Source organism: Microbacterium sp. C5A9, from assembly GCF_022627955.1.
Classification (GTDB): domain Bacteria; phylum Actinomycetota; class Actinomycetes; order Actinomycetales; family Microbacteriaceae; genus Microbacterium.
In genome coordinates, this window is the sequence record NZ_JABXGD010000001.1 from 180,352 (window position 1) to 199,627 (window position 19,276).

The 19,276-nt window shown below is 70.4% G+C and carries 18 protein-coding genes; 7 read left to right on the forward strand and 11 right to left on the reverse strand.

The annotated features are described in order from the left end of the window. Positions 1–3 precede the first annotated feature (3 nt). On the reverse strand, positions 4–1,977 hold the full coding sequence (locus HWD99_RS00750; RefSeq protein ID WP_241794318.1) for a glycoside hydrolase family 127 protein: 1,974 nt from the start codon (positions 1,975–1,977) through the stop codon (positions 4–6). Between the two features lie 168 nt (positions 1,978–2,145). Here HWD99_RS00750 and HWD99_RS00755 point away from each other — a divergent pair, with 168 nt between their 5' ends. The 4 genes from HWD99_RS00755 (at position 2,146) to HWD99_RS00770 (ending at position 6,015) form a co-directional block, all read left to right on the forward strand. Continuing rightward, positions 2,146–3,483 carry an ABC transporter substrate-binding protein gene (locus HWD99_RS00755; protein WP_241794320.1) on the forward strand — a complete coding sequence of 446 codons (1,338 nt, stop codon included), beginning with the start codon at positions 2,146–2,148 and terminating at the stop codon, positions 3,481–3,483. Between the two features lie 87 nt (positions 3,484–3,570). Beyond that, the gene (locus HWD99_RS00760) at positions 3,571–4,455 is read left to right on the forward strand and encodes a carbohydrate ABC transporter permease (protein WP_241794322.1); all 885 of its coding nucleotides are present in this window, start codon (positions 3,571–3,573) and stop codon (positions 4,453–4,455) included. A 1-nt stretch (position 4,456) separates the two neighbouring features. Further along, positions 4,457–5,362: a carbohydrate ABC transporter permease gene (locus HWD99_RS00765; protein ID WP_241794323.1), complete on the forward strand. Its 906-nt coding sequence runs from the start codon at positions 4,457–4,459 to the stop codon at positions 5,360–5,362. A 2-nt stretch (positions 5,363–5,364) separates the two neighbouring features. Then, a complete protein-coding gene (locus HWD99_RS00770) occupies positions 5,365–6,015 on the forward strand; it encodes an aspartate/glutamate racemase family protein (RefSeq protein ID WP_241794325.1) in 651 nt (216 codons plus the stop codon). A 10-nt stretch (positions 6,016–6,025) separates the two neighbouring features. Here the strand turns inward: HWD99_RS00770 and HWD99_RS00775 are convergent, their stop codons facing one another. Then, positions 6,026–6,955 (reverse strand): sugar-binding transcriptional regulator, encoded by a 930-nt coding sequence (locus HWD99_RS00775; RefSeq protein WP_241794327.1) that lies wholly within the window; start codon positions 6,953–6,955, stop codon positions 6,026–6,028. 167 nt (positions 6,956–7,122) lie between these two features. Between HWD99_RS00775 and HWD99_RS00780 the strand changes: the two genes are divergently transcribed. Continuing rightward, entirely contained in the window at positions 7,123–7,980 is an 858-nt protein-coding gene (locus tag HWD99_RS00780; RefSeq protein WP_241794328.1) for an NAD(P)-dependent oxidoreductase, read from the forward strand. Here the strand turns inward: HWD99_RS00780 and HWD99_RS00785 are convergent. From HWD99_RS00785 to HWD99_RS00820, 8 genes are all read right to left on the reverse strand, one after another. Then, complete coding sequence (locus HWD99_RS00785) at positions 7,977–9,752, reverse strand: hypothetical protein (RefSeq protein ID WP_241794330.1); 1,776 nt, start codon at positions 9,750–9,752, stop codon at positions 7,977–7,979. The genes HWD99_RS00780 and HWD99_RS00785 overlap by 4 nt on opposite strands. A gap of 50 nt (positions 9,753–9,802) precedes the next feature. Continuing rightward, entirely contained in the window at positions 9,803–10,870 is a 1,068-nt protein-coding gene (locus HWD99_RS00790) for a LacI family DNA-binding transcriptional regulator (protein WP_241794332.1), read from the reverse strand. A 135-nt stretch (positions 10,871–11,005) separates the two neighbouring features. Then, on the reverse strand, positions 11,006–11,761 hold the full coding sequence (locus HWD99_RS00795) for an SDR family NAD(P)-dependent oxidoreductase (protein ID WP_241794333.1): 756 nt from the start codon (positions 11,759–11,761) through the stop codon (positions 11,006–11,008). A gap of 1 nt (position 11,762) precedes the next feature. Further along, a complete protein-coding gene (locus HWD99_RS00800; protein WP_241794335.1) occupies positions 11,763–12,611 on the reverse strand; it encodes a phosphogluconate dehydrogenase C-terminal domain-containing protein in 849 nt (282 codons plus the stop codon). Next, positions 12,608–13,402, reverse strand: a complete 795-nt coding sequence (locus HWD99_RS00805; RefSeq protein ID WP_241794336.1) for a sugar phosphate isomerase/epimerase — start codon at positions 13,400–13,402, stop codon at positions 12,608–12,610. The genes HWD99_RS00800 and HWD99_RS00805 overlap by 4 nt, the downstream gene beginning before the upstream one ends. After that, positions 13,399–14,187, reverse strand: a complete 789-nt coding sequence (locus HWD99_RS00810) for a triose-phosphate isomerase family protein (protein WP_241794337.1) — start codon at positions 14,185–14,187, stop codon at positions 13,399–13,401. The genes HWD99_RS00805 and HWD99_RS00810 overlap by 4 nt, the downstream gene beginning before the upstream one ends. Beyond that, positions 14,187–14,657 (reverse strand): ribose-5-phosphate isomerase, encoded by a 471-nt coding sequence (locus tag HWD99_RS00815; protein ID WP_241794339.1) that lies wholly within the window; start codon positions 14,655–14,657, stop codon positions 14,187–14,189. Before HWD99_RS00815 ends, HWD99_RS00810 begins: the two co-directional genes overlap by 1 nt. A 10-nt stretch (positions 14,658–14,667) precedes the next feature. After that, positions 14,668–16,392: a dihydroxyacetone kinase family protein gene (locus HWD99_RS00820; protein WP_241794340.1), complete on the reverse strand. Its 1,725-nt coding sequence runs from the start codon at positions 16,390–16,392 to the stop codon at positions 14,668–14,670. 231 nt (positions 16,393–16,623) lie between these two features. Here HWD99_RS00820 and HWD99_RS00825 point away from each other — a divergent pair, with 231 nt between their 5' ends. Both HWD99_RS00825 and HWD99_RS00830 read left to right on the forward strand, forming a co-directional pair. After that, complete coding sequence (locus HWD99_RS00825; RefSeq protein ID WP_241794342.1) at positions 16,624–17,361, forward strand: FadR/GntR family transcriptional regulator; 738 nt, start codon at positions 16,624–16,626, stop codon at positions 17,359–17,361. Positions 17,362–17,404: 43 nt separating this feature from the next. Next, positions 17,405–18,295, forward strand: coding sequence for a nucleoside hydrolase (locus tag HWD99_RS00830; RefSeq protein ID WP_241794344.1), 891 nt, complete (start codon positions 17,405–17,407; stop codon positions 18,293–18,295). 11 nt (positions 18,296–18,306) lie between these two features. Here the strand turns inward: HWD99_RS00830 and HWD99_RS00835 are convergent, their stop codons facing one another. Then, entirely contained in the window at positions 18,307–19,272 is a 966-nt protein-coding gene (locus HWD99_RS00835; protein WP_241794345.1) for a serine hydrolase, read from the reverse strand. Between the last annotated feature and the right edge of the window lie 4 nt (positions 19,273–19,276).

Here is a 19,276-nt window from a genome sequence, read left to right on the forward strand (position 1 = left end):
CCATCACCAGACCACCGGCAGCCACACCGACATCTCGGAGGGGCCGCGGTTGCCCCAGGCGAAGTAGGGGATGAGAGTGACCGGCACGGTCAGCAGCTCCGCGTCGTCGAGGTCGGTGTAGAGGGCGTCCTCATCGGCATCCGGGATCACGGCGAGCTGCGTGGTGAGCACGGTCACGGGGGAGCCGGCGATCTCGCGTCGACCCGTCTCGAAGGAGGCGCCGCGGCGCACGGCGGCCTGCTCGAGCACGACGCCGTCGGGCAGATCGGTGCTCTCGAGCGCGTAGACGACAGGACCGCGCTGCACCGCGACCTGGTTCGTGATCTCCTCGGCCAGGCGGTGTCCCCGCAGCACGCGCACCGGCATGGGCAGGGTGAGCACGATGACGTCGCCCTCGGCCCACGTGCGGTCGAGACGCGCGTAGGTGCCGGGCGTCGGTGCGGGTTCGGCGCGGCCGTTCACCGTGAGCGTCGCGCCCGACGACCAGCCGGGGATGCGCAGGTGCACGGGCACTCCGCCCTCGGTGGCCGCCGTGACCGTGAACGCGATCTGCTCGCTCCAGGGGTAGTCGCTGTCCTCCCGCAGGCTCAGCACACCGCCGGCGAGATCGAGCGAGCTGCCGCCGTACTGGTGCACGAAGAGCCCGTCGGACGAGAGCGAGGCCGCCCGCTCGTGGAAGCGCGCGAGGGTGCGGGCGATGTTCGGAGGGCAGCAGAAGCAGCTGAGGTAGCGCTCGCGGAGTCGCTCGTCGGAGGGAGGCGGACTCGGCACGGGGTGGATCGCCGTGTCGCCGGGGCGACGCAGCGGGAACGGCAGATCGCGGACCTGCCGGAGCGGATTCGTGTAGAAGTACTCCGATCCGTCGAGGCTGATGCTCGAGAGCAGGCTGTTGTAGGCGATCTGCTCGATCACGTCGGCGTAGCGGGCATCGCCCGTGAGCGCCAGCATCCGTTCGCTCCACAGGATCATGCCGATGTTCGCGCACGACTCGTTGTGGGCGGTCGTGTTGGGCAGCTGGAACGCGCGTCCGTATGCCTGGTGCACGCGACTGATGTCCTGCTGCCAGGGGGAGGCGTCGGGCGAGGCGCCGTCGTACAGGGCGCCGCAGCCACCGGTGATGTAGAGCTTGGTGTCGACGACGTCGTTCCAGATGCCCTCGAGCACCTCGAGCAGCTCCCGGTCGCCGTTCTCGGCGATCAGATCGGCGAGCCCCGCATACAGATAGTTGGCGCGCACGGCGTGCCCTGCCGCGACCTTCTGCTCGCGCACCGGCAGGCGATCCTGATTGTCGTCGCCGCCGTCGAAGTCGTCGCGGACCCGCAGGAACGCCTCGGCGAGGTCGAGGTACTGCGGGTCGTCCGTCGCCCGGTACAGCTCGATGACGGCCATGTAGTGCGAGGGGCAGATCGCGCTGCGGGCGAGCTCGACCGGCTTGTTGACGGCCAGATCCTCGAGGAACGACGCCGCGCGGCGGGCGACGTCGAGCAGCGTGGTGCTGCCCGTGACCTCGAAGTGCCGCACGCCCATCGTGATCAGATGACCGAGGTTGTATGTCTCGAAGTGGAACCGGTCGGCGAGCGCGACGGCCTGCTCGGCCTGGCGGCTCTGGATGAGCACCGGCGTGTGCAGGTAGCCGTCCTCCCGCTGCACCGAGGCGATCAGCTGCGCGAGCTCCTCGATCTGCGCCGCGAGCGCGGCGTCGGGTGCGACCTCGAGCTGTGCGATCGCCGCCTCGAGCCACTTGTAGAAGTCGCCGTCCATGAAGGGCGGTCCGTCGTGCGTGCCGGCGTCGAGGCCCGCCGCGATGCGGAAGTTGCGCAGGCCGGGGCTGACGTCGCCGTCGCTCAGCGACTGCCAGATGCCCGGCACTGTCGAGGTGAAGGTGCGGTCCTGCACGGATCCCCAGAAGCCGCTCGACCAGCGCGCCTCTGCGGCGTGCAGCGGGCGGAGCGGAGCGTGGGGGGAAGAGGTCGTCATTGAGCGGTCCCTGTGTCGAGTCGAGCGGTCGTTCGAATGGCAGTATGGCACGTTTTCGAGCCCAAGTGAATATTCTTTCAGTACTGAGTGTTGACACGCACCGACAAAATCCGTAACGTTTCACTCACACCGACACACAGCACCATCGACGTCAAGGAGGACGCCTCAATGAACTCTCGCCGCACTCCCCGTGCGCTTCTCGCGTCGGGATTCGCACTGCTCACGATCGCATCGCTCGCGGCGTGCTCGACCGGTGCCGCCGAGGGCGGCGACGGCAGCGCCGGCAGCGGTGCGACGGGCACCGATCCCGACAGCTTCACCGTCCTCAGCGCGAACGAGAACACCACCCTCGCGACCGAGCTCGACGCCCTCGCCGAGGGCGCGTGCAAGGCCGAGAACGAGGCCCTGCCGCTCGAGCACCAGACCGTCGCGCAGGCCGACGTCGTGCAGAAGGTCACGCTGCTCGCCAGCCAGGACTCGCTGCCCGCCCACTTCATCGCCGGCACCGCCATGGTCCGCCCCGACGGGGATCTCGGCGCCGCCGACCTCGTGCTCGACTACAAGAAGGCGCTCGACGACCTCGGCGTCTGGGACCAGATCCTCCCCGCCGCGTCCTCGACCATCGAGAACGTCTACGGGCAGATGGTCTCGCTGCCGTACCAGTACAACCTCGAGGGCATCTTCTACAACAAGGAGATCTTCGCCGAGCTCGACATCGACGAGCCGCAGACCTGGGACGAGCTGCTCGACGCCAACGACACCCTCCTCGCCGCCGGCTACACACCGATGGCCGAGGCCGGTGCCGCGGCCTGGCCCGTCACGCGCCTCATCGGCATGTACGCCTATCGTCTCGCCGGCCCCGACGCGATGACCGCCATCCGCGACGACGAGGCCAAGCTCACCGACCCCGACTACGTCGAGGCGGCGCAGGCTGTCGCCGACCTCGCGGCGGCCGGCTACTTCGGCGACGGCTTCATCTCGAAGGATCCGGCCGCGGCCACCAACGACTTCCTCTCCGGCAAGGCCGCGATGAAGTACGACGGCACCTGGCTCCTCAGCAACATCAACAACGAGGACGAGAACCAGATCGGCATCGACAACGTCGGGTTCATGCCGTTCCCGGCCGTCGAGGGCGGCAAGGGCTCGATCGACCAGTGGCCGGCCAACGCCGGCACCGCCTTCGCCATGAACCCCAAGACCTTCGGTCCGAAGGTGGGTGACTGGCTGTCGTGCATCGCCGAGAACTACGGCGCGCAGGCGCTGTCGGACGCCGGTGTCATCTCGGGCTTCAAGGTCAACGAAGAGGTCGCCGACCTCCCCGTCACCACGCAGGCGATCCAGGAGAAGGTCGCCGAGGTCGAGGAGACCGTGCTCTGGTTTGAGGCGCTGATGGACGGCAAGTCCACCAGCCTCGCCCAGTCCAACATGTCGCTCCTGGTCTCGGGTCAGCTGTCGGCCGAGGACTACATGTCCCAGCTGCAGCAGAGCATCGACCAGAACCGATGACGTCCCTCGTCCACATCGGACACTGACCCCCCGGCCCGGGCCCGCTCCGTGCGGGCCCGGGCCGACACACGTCACGAAAGCACGCCCATGAATCGCGTCTTCGGTGATCGCAAGACGATCATCATCCTGCTGGCTCCTGCCCTCATCCTGTACGTCGCACTCAAGCTCGTGCCGGTCGCCTGGTCGCTCGGTCTGTCGTTCTTCGAGGGCAACACCCTGCGCGGCTTCGAGTTCGTCGGCGTCGACAACTTCGCGAAGTTCTTCCAGGACCCGGCCGGCATCCAGTCGCTCTGGGTGAGCATCATCTTCGCGGTGCTCGCCACCGCGGGGCAGATCGTCTTCGGCTACCTGCTCGCGCTGCTGTACGTGTTCGTGCTCCGCAAGGGATCCGCGTTCCTGCGCACCGCGGTGTTCTTCCCGATGGTGCTCCCGACCGTCGCCGTGGCCCTGCTCTTCAAGAGCTTCGTGGCCGTCGGCGACAACCAGGGCCCGGTGAACGACCTGCTCAACTTCCTCGGACTCGGCAGCGTCGAGTTCCTGGCGTCGACGGTCGGCACCATGAGCGTGGCGCTGGCGATGACGTGGTGGAGCTCGATGGGCTTCTACGCGGTGCTGCTCTACACGGGCCTGCTCGACATCCCCGACGAGGTCATCGAATCCGCGCGCATCGACGGCGCCAACGGCCTCAAGCTCGTGCGGCACATCGTGGTCCCGCTGTCGCTGCCGATCCTGATCTCCTCGATCATCTTCAGCTTCAACTCCACGCTCAAGGTGTTCGACAGCCTGCTCGCCCTGAACGGCGGCGGCCCCGGCACCTCGACCGCGCCGCTCACCCTGTACATGTACCGCACGGCGTTCGAGTACGCCGAGTACGGCTACGGCAGCACCATCGCCCTCGTCCTGACCATCCTCTGCCTGGTGTTCACACTCGCGGTGTTCCGGTCGTCCAGCAAGAAGAACGCGGAGGCCTGAGATGACCGAGACGCAGACCCTGGTGAGCGCACGCCCGCTCTCCCGCAAGACGCCCTCGCCGAAGGCCGGGCGGCAGCTGCTGCGCACCATCCGACGGATCCCGGTGTGGTTCGTCGTCACGCTGCTGCTGATCATCGTGCTGTATCCGCAGGTGTGGATGATCCTCGGATCGTTCAAGACGCAGTCGGAGTTCCTGTCGAACCCGACGTGGGCGCTGCCCGAGACGTTCAACATCGACAACTACATCCAGGCGTTCACCCGCGGCAACGTCGCGACGAACTATCGCAACAGCCTCCTGGTCACGCTGCCGTCGGTCGCCCTGATCGTCCTCCTCGGCGTCGCCGCCGGGTACGCGCTCGAGGTCATGATCTGGAAGGGACGGCACACCACGCTGCTGCTCATCCTCGCCGGCATCATGGTGCCGGGCCAGATGATCCTCGTGCCGCTGTTCACCGTGTACTTCAAGCTGGGGCTCACCAACTCGCTGTGGCCGCTGATCATCACCTACACCGTGATGGGTCTGCCGCTGACGACCTTCCTCATGGCGACGTACTTCCGATCCGTGCCGCGCGAGGTCTTCGAGGCCGCGACGATGGACGGATGCAGTCCGCTGAAGCAGTTCTTCGTGATCGGGCTCCCGCTCATGAAGAACGCGATCCTCACGATCTCGCTCGTGCAGTTCTTCAGCGTCTGGAACGACCTGCTGATCGCCCTGACGTTCACGTCCAAGCCGGAGCTCGCGACGATCCAGGTCGGACTCCTGAGCATGAACGACGAGTACGGGTCGACGCAGTACGGCCCGCTGTTCGCTGCGATCAGCATCAACATCGTGGCACTGTTGATCGTGTTCGTGTTCCTCAACAAGAAGATCATGGCCGGCATGGCCGCCGGTTCCGTGAAGGGATAGTCATGACCCGTATCGCATTCCTGCACACCGGCGCCGTCGTCATCCCGCCGGTCGCGGAGCTCGCGGGGCGTCTGATCCCCGAGGTCCAGACCGTCAACTACCTCGACGACAGGATCGTCGCCGACCTCGCCGACGCCGAGCGGGCGGCCTCCGTCGGGGAGCGCCTCGAGGATCTCGTGCGCGCCGCGCAGTCGGCCGGCGCCGACGCGGTCATGCTCACGTGCTCGTCGATCTCCGGATTCGCCGCCGACCTCGGCGCCGCCGTCGGCATCCCGGTGCTGCGCATCGACGAGGCGATGGCCGACCAGGCCGTCGCCGCGGGTCCGCGCATCGCGGTCATCGCGACGCTGCCGACCACGCTGGGCCCGACGACGGCGCTGATCGCCGAGCGCGCAGCTCTCGCGGCCGCGGATCCCGAGATCCTCAGCGAGGTCGTCGAGGGCGCGTTCGCCGCCGTGGCATCGGGTGACCGCGCGACCCATGACGCGCTCGTCGCGGCCGCGATCGAGCGACTGGCGGCGCAGGCCGACGTCGTCGTGCTCGCACAGGCGTCGATGGCGAGCGCGGCAGCCGCCGTGCACGTCGACGTGCCGGTGCTGACGAGCCTCGAACCCGGGATCACCCGGCTCCGAGATGCGCTCGCCGCGCGCTGACGGGTCGAGCTCAGGAATCGAGCAGCGAGCGTGCCGTGCCCAGGTCGGTCACGAGGGCGTTGACCCACCCTCCGGCCAGTGCGCCGCGGATGGCGTCGACCTTGTGGGCGCCTCCGGCGATGCCCAGGCGGCGGGGGATGCGGCGCAGATCGTCGACGGGGATCGCGATCACCCGCTCGTCGAAGCCCTCCTGCACGGGGCTGCCGTCGAGCCGGTAGGTGCGGTGGCAGATGTCACCGACGGCGCCGTCGGCCAGCAGCTCGGCCCGCTCGTTCGCGGCGAAGGCGTTGCCGCTGGAGGCGAGCACGTCGCTGGGCTCGATGTTGCCGATGCCCATGATGGTCATGGTGAGCTCGCGCCAGCGTCGGCTGATCTCCTGCATCGAGGGATCCTCGAGCAGGGAGTCCCTGATCGCGGCGTTCGCGACGATTCCCGGAGCCTGCACGTGCACGGCCTCGGCGCCGAGGATGCGCGCGAGGTCGCCGAGCAGGTGGTGGCTGTGACCCTGCACCTCGGGTGCGCCGGAGCCTCCGAGCAGCTGCACCACCTCGGTGGCGCCGCGCGCGGCGAACGGTCGCATGCGGTCGACGACCGCGAGCAGGGTCTGGCTCCACGACGAGACGCCGATCCTGTCGGTGCCCGAGAGCGTCGCCTCGAGGTACGCCGCGGCTCCCGCGCCGATCGCCGCCAGGGTCTCGTCGCGGTCGGCATCGGGGTCGACGTCGACCACCACGGCCTCGGCCAGGCCGAAGCGCTGTTCGAGGAGCTCCTCGGTCTCGGCGTAGACGCCAGGGGCCACCGTGACGATCGTGCGGACGATACCCATGGTCGTGGCGCGCTTGAGCAGCCGCGAGACCTTGGCCTGCGAGATGTTGAGGGCGTCGGCGATGTCGGCCTGACGGATGCCGCGCTCGTGGTACATCCGGGCGACCTTGGTCATCAGTCGCACTTGTCCGTCGAGCGGTCGGCTGTAAGTATTCGAAGGCACCAGCGCCGTCCTCTCTCGCGATCTCATGATGATTCGCTAACGAAAGAATATTCAATGCGAGGCGTGTGCGCCACTCGCTACGCCGCACGCACCCACTCATCACCCAGAGGAGCCTGCACATGATCATCGGCGTCACCGGCAGCGAAGGCAAGCTCGGCAGGGCGACTGTGGCGCGACTGCGCGACGAGGGCCACGAGGTCGTCGGCTTCGACCTCGCAGGTCCGGCGGGAGCGGGGTTCACGCGGGTCGACCTCGGCGACTACGGGCAGGTGCTGGATGCACTCCTCGGCGTGACCGCGCGCCACGCCGGTCTCGACGCGCTGGTGCACCTGGCCGCCATCCCCGTCAACGGACTCGTGCCCGACGTGACTACCTTCGAGAACAACGTCATGGCATCGTTCCACGTGCTCCTCGCGGCACACCGCGCGGGCATCCGCACGATCGTCACCGCATCGAGCATCACCGCCACCGGCTTCCCCTACGAGGTGCCGCCGCCCTTCCTGCCGCTCGACGAGAGCCACGCACAGGCGTTCACCACCTATGCGCTGGGCAAGGTCGTCGAGGAGGCGATGTCGGCGCAGCTGGTGCACTGGGCGGACGGCACCTCGATCACCGCGCTGCGCTTCACCAACGTCGTGGCCGCCGATGAGTACGCGACGTTCGAGCGCGCCGCCGAGCCCGGGTACCGTCGTGATCTGCTCGGGTCGTGGGTCGACGCCCGTGACGGGGCACAGGCGGTCTCTCTGGCGCTGCGCCACGCGCAGCCGGGTTTCGAGATCTACCACGTCGCGCATCCGCTCTCCGGCATCGCTGCTCCCTCGCGCGACGCGGCCGAGCGATGGTTCCCCGGAGTGCCCGTGGCCGACGACCTCGGAGCGCACGAGTCGCTGTTCTCGGTGCGCAAGATCCAGGAGCGTCTGGGGTTCGCCCCCGAGTTCGACTGGCGCACGCCCTCGGTCGGACCCGGCCGGAGCTAGTCCGCCGCGCCGGTGCCGGTCAGGAGCGTCCACTCCCCGCCGGCCAGCTCGACGTCGATCGTGGTGACACCGACGCCCGCACCCGCACCGCCGCTGTCACGGGAACGGGAACCGTGCACGCGCACCGAGAAGCGCCGCGTCTGCCGACCGACGTTCGCGGCGAGGACCACGTCTGCGCCCTCCGATCGCGATCCGATCGCCCAGATCAGACCGTCGGGACTGTCTCCGGTGAGCAGCGCGGCGTCGTGCGCGCCGAGGCCGAGAAGCGCCGTCATCGCGTGCTCGGCCGGGGTGCCCGCGAGGCCTCGTGCGCCGGAGGTCTCGAACCATGAGATCGTCGCCACTCCCGGCACCGCGAGTGCGGCAGCGCTCGCGACCAGCCAGGCCGCCAATCCGTCGGCCCGCTGCCTGGCGTCGTCCGCGCCGGTGAACTGCGCCCCGTACCCCTCGCTGAGGTCTGCGCGCGTGGGGCGCGGCTCCGGGCTGGTCGCGACGTTGTTAAAGCGCGGCCGAAGCGCCACGGGGCCGATGTGCACCGGCGGTCCCGCGGCGATGTCGACGCTCTGGCGGGCGATGAGCCGCTGCATCGGCAGCGACTCGATGAGCTGCTCCGTGTCCGCGGTGTGGAACAGGGGGGTGGTGGTGACGGCGATCCCGTCGACGTCGCGGGGGATGCGCTGCTGCTCGCGGTTGAGCTCGGTGAAGTGCGAGCGCGCACCCGCGAGGATCGCCGCGTCGACTCCGGTGCCGGCGATCGCCGCTCGCAGCGCGGCGACCGTCGGGCCGTCGCTCACGTGCAGCACCGAATCGAAGGCCGTGAGGCGGACGACCTCGTACCCGCTCATCGCCCGCGCGGCCTCGCGCAGGGGGGCGGCGGTGCCGTCGGTGATCAGCCGTACGTCGAGCGGGATGCCGTCGTCACCGGCGCGGGCGAGTGCCGCCGCCCAGGTCGGGGTCGTGAGATCGAGCTCGACGACCCGGAAGTCTCCGAGGCGCGACGGTGCGACGGGTGCAGGGGCCGTGGACGCCTCGACGCCGATCTGCGGGAACGCACCCTGCTCGTGCAGGTCGATCACGCTCGCCGCCGGGGCCGGAGGAGGCCCGTCGGGGGAGTGCTCCGCCGCGTCGACCGTGATCGTGATCGTCTGATGCACGCGCTCGCCGGCAGGCAGGCGGTACGGGTACGGCAGGTCCAGCGGTCGGCTGTACGTCTTGAACGAGGCGTCGGTCCAGTTGCGCTGATCCTCCATCTCGAACACGTCGCCCTCGAAGCGGATGCCGGTGCCGCCGTCGATGCGCAGCTCGCGGATGTCCCTGATCGGCTGGTGCGGGCTGATCGCGGTGGGGAACCGCGTCGCATCGACGCTGTCGTCGGGGTGCACCACCGTCACGCCGCTGCCCGCGCTCGCCGCGGGGTGCAGGGTGACCAGGCCCACGCGACACGTGTCCAGGTCGGTGTGGTTCGTCGCATCCCAGTCGATCGTGAGCCGGTGCGCCGCGGCGGTCACCGTGAGGCGTGACGAGATCCGCGCGCCGAGGCCCTCGTGTCGCAGGGTCAGGATCAGCGTGTCGGCCGCCGACTCGACGGCGTCCACGCTCGCCGGGACCGTCAGCCAGCCGTGGTCGCGCACCGCCGCGCGCACCGCACGCACGAGCATCCGCCCGTCGTGCCGGATCTCCGCCAGCTCGTCGCCGCGCCGTGCGATGCTCCAGGCGCCGGAGGTCCACAGCGCCTCATCGTCACGCCACCAGGAATTCCTCGTCGAGTCCACCGTGCCAGCCTAACCGGTTGACCAATCCGGGGCGACGGATGCGTGGGCCGTCACGCCTCGGCGCGGGTGCCGGCGGAGCCGATCGTGCTCTCTCCCGGGCGGATGCGCACGGGCAGCGCGACCCTCTCGTGCACGTGGTCGTGCTCCTCCTCGGCGGCGAGCAGCCGCACGCCCTCGGCGCCCATCGCGAACCCGGGGAGCTCGATCGACGTCAGGGTCATCCAGTCGGCACCGTCGTCGCGGTGATCACCGTCCATGCCGACCACGGCGACGTCGTCGGGCACCCTCAGCGCGCCGTGCTCGCGGAGGAGCTGCAGCACCCCGAGCGCGACCTTGTCGTTGACGGCGAGGATCGCGCATCGCTCCCGGGCGAGCAGAGGAAGAAGGTCTTCCGCGGCGCGACGGCCGTCTGCCGCCATGAGCCCGGCGGCATCGATCTCGGTGAGCCTTACGCCGCGCTCGGCGGCGGCCTGCCGCAGGCCGCGACGGCGTTCGACGACCGGCTGCACGATATCGGGGATCGACACGAAGAACGCACGGCGGATGCCCAGATCGGCGATGTGATCGACGGCGGCCCGACCCACCTGCACGTTGTCCATCAGCACGGTGCACCAGTCGGCGCCCGGCACGTCGTAGTTCACCACCACGATCGGCCGCACGTGATTGCGGATCCTCGCGATGCCCGCGGTGGGGTCGCGCATCGAGGCGACCATCACGCCGCCGGTCCTCGCCTCGGCGAAGTGCTCGAGGAACTCGTCCTGGAGGTCGTGCTGCACGGTGCCGGAAGCGAGCTCGTGCGCGTTGAACAGGCTGTTCGCCATCATCAGGTAGCGGCCGTTCGCGGCGGCCGTGAGCTGTGCTCCGCGTGAGATCTCGACGAACAGGACGTTCACGAGGTCGGGGGTGATCAGGCCCAGGGCGTCCGACCGGTTGCGGATCAGCGTGCGACCTGCCGAGCTGCGGATGTAGCCGAGGCGGTCGATGACCTCCTGCACGCGCTGCAGGGTCTCGGGCGCGAGGCGTGCCGGGGCGTTGATCGCGTTCGACACGGTGCCCACCGACACCCCGGCTTCACGAGCCACGGCGTTGATCGTGGGATTCGCTCGGGAATCCGGCATGGGCACCCCCTCACGGTTTGCACTGTGACGCAATCGTAGGGGAGTGCGGGGACCATCGACGGATCCCCGCACCGTGCCTCGACGTGTCCCCGTTCTCGGAGACGCGTCCTCGCTCTGGGAGACGTGTCCTCGACCTCAGAGAGAGGTCATCCCGCCGTCCACGGCGAAGAGGGCTCCCGTGGCGAAGTCGGCGTCGCTGCTGGCCAGGAACACCATGATTCCCTCGACATCGGCGGGCGTGCCCGCGCGGCCGACGGGGATGCGGCCCACGATGGCGGCGCGCGACTCCGGGTCGTCCGAGATCGTCGACACCAGCCCGGTCTCGGTGTACGCGGGCACCACGGTGTTCACGCGGATGCCGTCGCGCGCGTACGCCGCGGCGACCGTGCGCGTGAGGCCGTGGATGCCGGCCTTCGACGCGGAGTATGCCGTGAAGTCCTGCCCCTCGCCGGTGAGCCCGGTGGGGCTGCCGGTGAGGATGATCGAGCCTCCGTCCGAGGCCAGCATCGCCCGGACCGCGTGCTTCACCGTGAGGAACGTGCCGGTCAGGTTGACGTCGATCGTGCGGCGCCAGACGTCGAGGTCGAGGTCGGCGGCCTTCGCATCCTGACCGAACAGCTGCACGCCGGCGTTCGCGACGACGACGTCGGGCGACCAGCCGTCGGCCGCCGCCTCGGTGAAGGCGGCCTCGACCGACGACTCGTCGGAGATGTCGACGACGACGGCACGCGCCCGCTCGCCGATCGACGCGGCGACGGAGGAGGCGGCATCGGCGTCGCGGTCCGCGATGATCACCCGTGCACCCTCCCGCGCGAAGCGCTCCGCCACGCTGCGTCCGATGCCCGCTCCCGCTCCCGTGACCAGGGCGGTCCTGCCTTCGAGCCGGGCCATGTCAGCGCTCGATCCGGTCGAGGTGCAGCATGCGGGCGAGGTTCTTGTCGAGCTCGTCGTCGCGGAAGATCTTCTTCCAGTCGTCCTTGATGATGCTCTCGCGGCCGTAGTCCATGGCGATCAGGCATGCGTCGGAGAACGGGTTGTCGCCGCGCAGACCGTTGGCGAGCGCCACCTGGGTGTGGCCGTAGAGGATGCTGCGGGCGGCCGCCTCAGGCACGCCCATGGTGGTCACGGCCTCGTGCAGCGCTTCGTTGAGCAGGGCGCCGATCATACAGGCGACCGTCTCGACGAGCGTCGGCTCGAGCTGGGCGAGCTGCTTCACGGTGACCCAGTGCACGTCGATCACGGGGGCGTAGATGGCGCGCACGGTCTCTTCGACGATCGCCCGGGCGGCCGGGTCGTCGCTCTCGACGGCGGCGATGGCGTCCTGAGGCGCGGCGATGCCGCCGAACGTGTCGGCCCACTGCTCGGGCGTCTCGCGCTGCAGGAAGATCGACGGATGGCACGGGTGCGCCACGGCCTGGATGACGTCTTCGCGCGTGGTCAGGAGTCCGGCGTAGGCGGCGGCAGGGTCGAGCGTAAGCACGATCGCGCCGGAGCGCAGCTGGGGGACCAGCTCGGCCGTGACCGGCCCGAGAGCGAGGTCGGGCACGGCGAGCACGACGATGTCGGCGTCGGCGACGGCGGTCGCCGCGTCGGTGAGCGTGCGCCCGGCGTCGGTCGTGCGCTGTCGGCCGGCGGGGGAGTTCTCGACGTACCAGGCGGTGTGGTCGGTCCGCGCGAGGTTGTCGGACACGCGCATGCCCATCTTCCCTCCGGCGCCGATGACGGCGATCTTGTGGCTCATGGTGTGCTCCTCAGGTGGTCCAGGGTGGTGCGGGTCCAGGCCCGCTCGGTGCGGATGGTGGTCTCGGCGTCGCCCTGCCAGGGCAACCAGTGCTCGACGATCTCGTTGATCCCGCGTTCGCGGGGCGAGACCGTGCGGAGCAGGTGGGGATAGTCGTGCAGTCCGGCGCCCATGGCGGCGCCGGAGTAGGTGAAGCCGACCCAGCCGTCCTGGCGGGCGAAGGCGAAGTCCTTGACGTGCACGTTGCGAACATACGGTGCGGTCTGCTCGACGCAGGTGCGGGGGGTCTCGAGTCGGGCGACGACGTTGGCGGGGTCCAGGCAGATGCCGAGGTGATCGCTGCCGACGCTCTCGACGAGATCGACCAGGTCGCTCGTCGCGACCTGCTCGTAGGTCTCGAGGGCGAGGGTGACGCCCGCCGCCTCGAACGAGCGGATGCCGTCGCGCAGCCACGCATCCGCCTCCGGGAGGGAGGGTCGGGAGCCGGGCCCGTGCACCATGCTGCGCAGGAGTGCGGCGCCGAACACCTCGGCGATCCGGAGCTGACGGGCGAGGTGCCGGGGCTCGATGCCCTTGGTGCCCAGCTCGATCGTGAGTCCGAGGTCGGTCGCGGCCGCCGCGGCGTCGCGGAGCTCGGCGTCGCTCATGTCGTCGAGGGGCGCGTAGTCGCAGATCTGGAAGAGGTCGACGCCCTGGGCGCGGGTGTCCTCGAACGCGCCGATGAGGCTCAACGGCTCGGGGACGCGGTCGGAGTGCTGCCAGAAGTAGGCGTAGGTGCCGAGCCCGATCACGACGGCCTGCCGGTGGCGGCCAGCGTGCGTCGAGCCGCGAGTGCCGCGGCCTCGTCGAGCACCGTGACCAGCGCTGCGGGGTCGTGCGCGAAGCGGCCGAGGAACACGCCGTCCACGGCGTCGCCCAGCGCGGTCAGGAGGCCGGGGCCCGCGGCCCCGCCGTAGATCACCACGGATCCCGCACGGGCGGGGTCGGCGTCGAGTGCATCACGCAGGGCGGCGGCGACGATGCGGATGTGGTCGTGCGCCGCGGGTTCCGGCGCTCCGATCGCCCACACGGGCTCGTAGGCGACGATCACCGCTCCGGGGTCGGCGCCCTCGACCGCCGAGCGCAGCTGGGCCACCGCGACGATCGCCGCGCGCGCGGCATCCTGCTGCTCGACCTCCCCGATGCACAGCAGCGGGGTGAGGCCGGCGCCGCGCGCCGCGCGCGTCTTCGCGGCGACGATGTCGTCGGTCTCGCCGTGCAGCCGGCGCCGCTCGGCATGTCCGATCTCGGCGATGGTCGCGCCGACCTCGGCGAGCTCGGCCGCGGTGACCTCGCCGGTGTGCGCGCCCGGGCCGTCGGCGGACACATCCTGACCTCCCACGCGCACCGGCGTCCCGTCGAACGCGGCGATCGCGGGGAGAACCTGCAGGTAGGTCGGGGTGATGAACAGCTCGACCGCACCGGCGGCGACCGCGTCGTGGCCGCGCACGAGCGCCGCCACCTCGTCGAACCACGCGCGAGCCCGTTCGTGCCCGAAGTACGTCTTCAGGCTCACGCCGACCGTCACCCGTGACATCAGCAGGATCCGGTGCTCTCGTACTCGTCGATGACCGCGACCTTGTCGGCGCTGGCGCTCGTGGTGTCGAACCGGTACCCGAGCCATTCGCGCACGAGGCGGCGCGCGAGCTCGATGCCCACCACGCGCTGGCCCATCGTGAGCACCTGCGCGTTGTTCGAGAGCACCGCGCGTTCGACCGAGAACGAGTCGTGGGCCGTCACCGCACGCACGCCCGCGACCTTGTTGGCCGCGATCGCGACGCCGAGCCCGGTGCCGCAGATGAGCAGAGCGCGGTCGGCCTCGCCGCGTGCGACGAGCTCGGCGGCGGCGATCGCGACGCGCGGGTATGCGGTGTGCCCGTCGGCGTCGACGCCGACATCCACCACCGAGGCGACGCCGGTGCTGTCCTCGAGGTCCTTCTTGAGGATCTCCTTGTAGTCGAAGCCGGCGTCGTCGCAGCCGATCACGAGGCGGAGCTGGTCGGTCATGGTGTGCCTTTCAGGGGGTGACCCGGGCGAGCGAGCCGCCCAGTGCCGTGACGATGAGCGCGAACGAGACCGCGCCGGGGTCGGGGGTGCCGAGGGCCTGCTCGCCGTGGGTGCGTGCGCGGCCCATCTTCGGCAGCAGGTCGGCCGAGGCCGTCGCCGCCGTGCGCGCGGCGTCTGCGGCGTCGGCCCAGGCGTCGACGAGGGTCGCGCCCCCTGCCACCGCGGCGGAGAGGGCATCGGTGAAGGGGATGAGCGCGTCGACCATGGTCTTGTCGCCCACCTGCGCCTTGCCGTACGTCTGCACGGCGCGCACGGCGTCGGCGACGCCCGCGCTCAGCGCGTCGGCACCCGGGCGTCCCGAGTCGCCGAGATGCTCGGCGACGGCGCGCAGGATGACTCCCCAGAGAGCTCCCGAGGTGCCTCCCGCGCGGTCGGCCCAGGCGTCGGCCGCGCGCAGGAGAGTGGTCCGGGCCCCCGCGCCCGCGTCGGCCGCGGCGGTGCCCGCATCGAGGGCCGCGTGCGAGCCGCGCTGCATGCCGATCCCGTGATCGCCGTCGCCGGCGATCGCGTCGATGCGGCCGAGTTCGTCGGCGTGCTCGTCGACCGTGGCCACGATGACCTGCAGCGCCTCGCGCACCTCGTGCGCGACGGCCTGCGAGGTCTCATCGCCCGGGGTGAGCGTCTCGTCGAGGTGGTCGACCGAGGTGACCACCGCCTGCTCGGCGGTCGCCACGGACCCTCGGCGGTAGGCGGGTGCGTCGACAGGCGTGTCCCAGAGACGCTCGAGCTCCTCGTCGAGCCAGAAGAGGGTGAGCGAGGTGCCGGCCATGTCGAAGCTGGTGCAGTACTCGCCGACGTGCGGGTCGACGAGCGAGACCCCCGCCGCCTCGAGCAGCTGCGCGATGCGCCGGTAGACGACGAACATCTCCTCGTACTTGAGCGAGCCGAGGCCGTTGAGGATCGGCACCGCGCGGGCGCCGTCGACCACCACGCCGTCGGGCACCTCGGCGAGCAGTCGCTGCACGAGCAGTTCGGCGAGCTCGTCGGCGGTGGGGATGTCGACCTCGTCGATGCCCGGCTCGCCGTGGATGCCGAGCCCGATCGCCATGCGTCCCGCGGGGACGGTGAACAGCGGTGCCGCAGCGCCGGGAAGAGTACACCCCGTGAAGGCGACGCCGAACGAGCGGGTGCGCTCGTTCGCGAGGGTCGCGACCCGGGTCACTCCGTCGAGGTCGTAGCCCGCCTCGGCCGCAGCGCAGGCGGAGCGGAACACCGTGAGGTCGCCGGCGATGCCGCGCCGGCGGTGCTTCTCGGCCGCCGGGGCGCTGACGATGTCGTCGGTGACGGCGACCGTGTGCGCGGGGATGCCCTCGCGCCGCAGCCGATCCTGCGCCGCGTCGAAGTTCAGCACGTCGCCCGCGTAGTTGCCGTAGCTGAAGAAGACGCCGCCGCCCTGCTCGGCTGCCCTGGCGACGGAGTACACCTGCTGGGTCGACGGCGAGGCGAACAGATTGCCCATCGCCGCGCCGTGGGCGAGTCCCTGGCCGACGAGTCCGCCGAACGCGGGGTAATGGCCCGAGCCGCCTCCCACGATCACGGCGACCTGTCCCCGCGGGACGACGGTGCTGCGGACGACGCCGCCCTCGACGCGACGGACCGACCGTGCGTGCGCGGCGACGAAGCCGTCGATCATCTCGTCGGCGAAGGCGGCCGGGTCGTTCCACAGGCGGGTCATGCGGCGGCGCTCGCGGCGGCGTGCCGAGCGCGGGGCGCGGCGGGGATGATCTGGTCCACGGTGACTCCTGGCAGCGACGGCGGTCGAGGGGTGACCCTAGTGTGGCAAACCGGTTGACCAATTGCAAGCCGGTCGGCGATACATGACACCGCGGTCGCCCGCCGTCAATTTGCCAAACCGGTTGACCAAAAGCGATGCCGCGATCCGCGCGACTGCCGTATGTTGTCGTACATGCCCGCCTTTCCCGACGACCGCTCTTCGGAGATCACGGCCGCACTCGGCGTCCTCCCCACCGGCACCCCGGTCTCCGAGGTCGCCCGGCGCATGCTCGACCTCTTCACCGGGGGGTCGATCGCCGCCGGCACACGGCTTCCGCCCGAGCGCCAGCTCGCCACGACGCTCGGCGTGGGCCGCTCGGCGGTGCGTGAAGCGCTGGCGGCGCTGGAGATCCTGGGCATCGTCGATGTGCGCCCCGGCTCAGGCACCTACCTGCGCGGGGCCGCGAGCGAACTGCTGCCGCAGACCCTCCGATGGGGGCTGCTGATCGGCGAGCGCAACACCACCGAACTCCTCGAGCTGCGTGAGGGTCTCGAGATCTTCGTGGCCCGCCTCGCCGCCGCGCGGGCGGATGCCGCCGTGATCGCCCGACTCGAGAAGGACGTCGCCCGCATGCGCGAGTCCTACGACGATCTCGCCGTCTTCGCGCGTGCCGATCTCGACTTCCACCACGCGCTCGCCGAGGCGGCGGGCAACCACACCCTCACCGACCATCTGCACGTGATCCGCTCGCTCCTTCAGGTGTACGCGGATCGCGCCGTGCACGACCGTGCGCATGCGGAGGTCGCGACAGCTGAGCACGAGGCCGTGCTCGCCGGCGTCCGCGACGGCGACGGCGATGCCGCGGCGTCGGCCATGGCGGTGCACATGGCCACCGCGACCGCACGCCTGCTGGCCGAACGCGCCGACTGACGGCTCACCACCGTTCACCACCCCTCACCACACCAAGGACGACATGATCAACGACGATCGACGCACTCGCCGCGTCATCATCAACTCCGACGTGAAGAACGAGGCGGACGATCAGTTCGCCATCGTGCACGCGCTTCTCTCGCACACGCTCGACGTGCGTGGTGTGATCCCCGCGCACTTCGGCACCCACCGCACGACCGAGTCTCTCGCGGAATCGCGGGCGGAGCTCGACCTGGTCCTCGGTCTGCTCGATCTCGATCACGAGGTGCCCACGGCCGACGGGGCACCGGGGGCGCTGCCCGACGAGCAGACCGCCATCGACAGCCCCGGCGCCCGCCTGATCATCGACGAGGCGCGGCGCACCGACGCCGGGCCGCTGTTCATCGCGTTCCTCGGCCCGCTCACCGACATGGCGTCGGCGCTCCTGCTCGCGCCCGACATCGCCGACACCGACACGACCGTGATCTGGATCGGGGGACCGCCGTACGGCGACCTCGTCTCGGTCGGCTCGTGGCCCGAGTTCAATCTCCGCAACGACATCGCCTCGGCGAACGTCGTGTTCGACTCCGGCATCCGCCTCTGGCAGGTGCCCTCGAACGTCTACCGGCAGGTCAACGTGGGATACGCCGAGCTGGAGGCTCGGGTCGAGCCGCACGGCGAGCTCGGGCGCTATCTCGCCCAGCAGGTGGTCGACTTCAACTCGCGGTTCCACCGCGTGGCCGTCGAGTCGCGCTCGCTCGGGGACTCACCGGCGATCGCCCTCATGATCGACCCGTTCTGCGCCGCGATGCGCCGGCAGGCCGGGGTGCGTTTCACGGCGGACGGGCACTATGAGCCCGCGGACCCGGAGCGCGAGATCCTGGTCGTCGAGAGCGTCGACGTGCGGTTCCTGCTCGAGGACATGTTCGCCAAGATCGCCCGGCACGCCGGCTGACCGCGGCGGATCTAGAGCGCCGCCACGATCGCGTTGTCGAGCTCGTCGGCGTCCACGCCCGGTCGCACGGCCGCGTTCGTCAGCAGCACCCAGGCGATGCCCGCATCCGGGTGCACCCAGAACTCGGTGCCCGCCCATCCGCCGTGGCCGTAGGTGTCTCGGTCGATGAGTCCGGGGGCGCGGGAGCGCAGGTTGACAGTGAATCCCCAGTCCTGGCCCCGCTCGTCGGGGTACGGGTCGAGGCGGGGGATGCCGCCGGTGAGCGGCCGGCGCATCATGGCGAGACCCGCGGGCGACAGGATGCCGTCGCGCGAGTCCTCGTGGATGCGCAGCAGCTCGGCGCCGAGATGCAGAAGGTCCTCGGCCCGCCCGAGGAGCCCGGCGCCCGGAGCGCGCGTGGCGTGGAACCGATCGAGGTCGAGCCCGCCCGCCGCGGCATCAGGCACGCCGACCGACTCGGCGGTGTCGAGCGTGAGTCCGATCGCGCCGATGTCATGCGCCCACTCGAAGGTGCCGGCATCCCACGTCGTGCCGGTGGCGTGTTCGATCATGGCGGCGATGCCCTCGAAGGCGAGCGTCGAGTACCGCGATGCGGTGCCCGCCGCGAAGTCGCGTCCGCGGGTGAGGAGCTCGTGACGAAGGGGTACGGCGGTGTCGAGCGGAGGCTCGGAGATCCCCGACGTGTGGGAGGCGAGATGCCACAGCCGCACGATGTCGTCGCGCGAGGCGCCGAACGCCGGCAGGGCATCGGCGAGCGGGGTGTTCGGTGTGAGCGCACCCCGTTCGATCGCTCTCATCGCCGTGATGCCGGTGAGCATCTTGGTGATCGAGAACAGCGGGTAGACGGCATCGGTCGCGGCGCCGAAGCCCTCGAGGTCGACGATGCCCTCGGCGGTCGCCATGCCGAGCACGGCGGTCGGCAGCCGCTCGGCCTGCACGTGGCGACGGGCCCAGTCGAATGCGGTGTCGAAGGTCATGCGT

Bases quoted from the DNA above. Each gene is read 5' to 3' on its own strand.
- HWD99_RS00795 (WP_241794333.1), bottom strand. From the start codon at position 11,761: ATGGCCCGGCTCGAAGGCAGGACCGCCCTGGTCACGGGAGCGGGAGCG.
- HWD99_RS00835 (WP_241794345.1), bottom strand. From the start codon at position 19,272: ATGACCTTCGACACCGCATTCGACTGGGCCCGTCGCCACGTGCAGGCC.
- HWD99_RS00780 (WP_241794328.1), top strand. From the start codon at position 7,123: ATGATCATCGGCGTCACCGGCAGCGAAGGCAAGCTCGGCAGGGCGACT.
- HWD99_RS00770 (WP_241794325.1), top strand. From the start codon at position 5,365: ATGACCCGTATCGCATTCCTGCACACCGGCGCCGTCGTCATCCCGCCG.
- HWD99_RS00750 (WP_241794318.1), bottom strand. From the start codon at position 1,977: ATGACGACCTCTTCCCCCCACGCTCCGCTCCGCCCGCTGCACGCCGCA.
- HWD99_RS00775 (WP_241794327.1), bottom strand. From the start codon at position 6,955: ATGACCAAGGTCGCCCGGATGTACCACGAGCGCGGCATCCGTCAGGCC.
- HWD99_RS00820 (WP_241794340.1), bottom strand. From the start codon at position 16,392: ATGACCCGCCTGTGGAACGACCCGGCCGCCTTCGCCGACGAGATGATC.
- HWD99_RS00760 (WP_241794322.1), top strand. From the start codon at position 3,571: ATGAATCGCGTCTTCGGTGATCGCAAGACGATCATCATCCTGCTGGCT.
- HWD99_RS00755 (WP_241794320.1), top strand. From the start codon at position 2,146: ATGAACTCTCGCCGCACTCCCCGTGCGCTTCTCGCGTCGGGATTCGCA.
- HWD99_RS00810 (WP_241794337.1), bottom strand. From the start codon at position 14,187: ATGTCACGGGTGACGGTCGGCGTGAGCCTGAAGACGTACTTCGGGCAC.
- HWD99_RS00830 (WP_241794344.1), top strand. From the start codon at position 17,405: ATGATCAACGACGATCGACGCACTCGCCGCGTCATCATCAACTCCGAC.
- HWD99_RS00790 (WP_241794332.1), bottom strand. From the start codon at position 10,870: ATGCCGGATTCCCGAGCGAATCCCACGATCAACGCCGTGGCTCGTGAA.
- HWD99_RS00825 (WP_241794342.1), top strand. From the start codon at position 16,624: ATGCCCGCCTTTCCCGACGACCGCTCTTCGGAGATCACGGCCGCACTC.
- HWD99_RS00765 (WP_241794323.1), top strand. From the start codon at position 4,457: ATGACCGAGACGCAGACCCTGGTGAGCGCACGCCCGCTCTCCCGCAAG.
- HWD99_RS00800 (WP_241794335.1), bottom strand. From the start codon at position 12,611: ATGAGCCACAAGATCGCCGTCATCGGCGCCGGAGGGAAGATGGGCATG.
- HWD99_RS00815 (WP_241794339.1), bottom strand. From the start codon at position 14,657: ATGACCGACCAGCTCCGCCTCGTGATCGGCTGCGACGACGCCGGCTTC.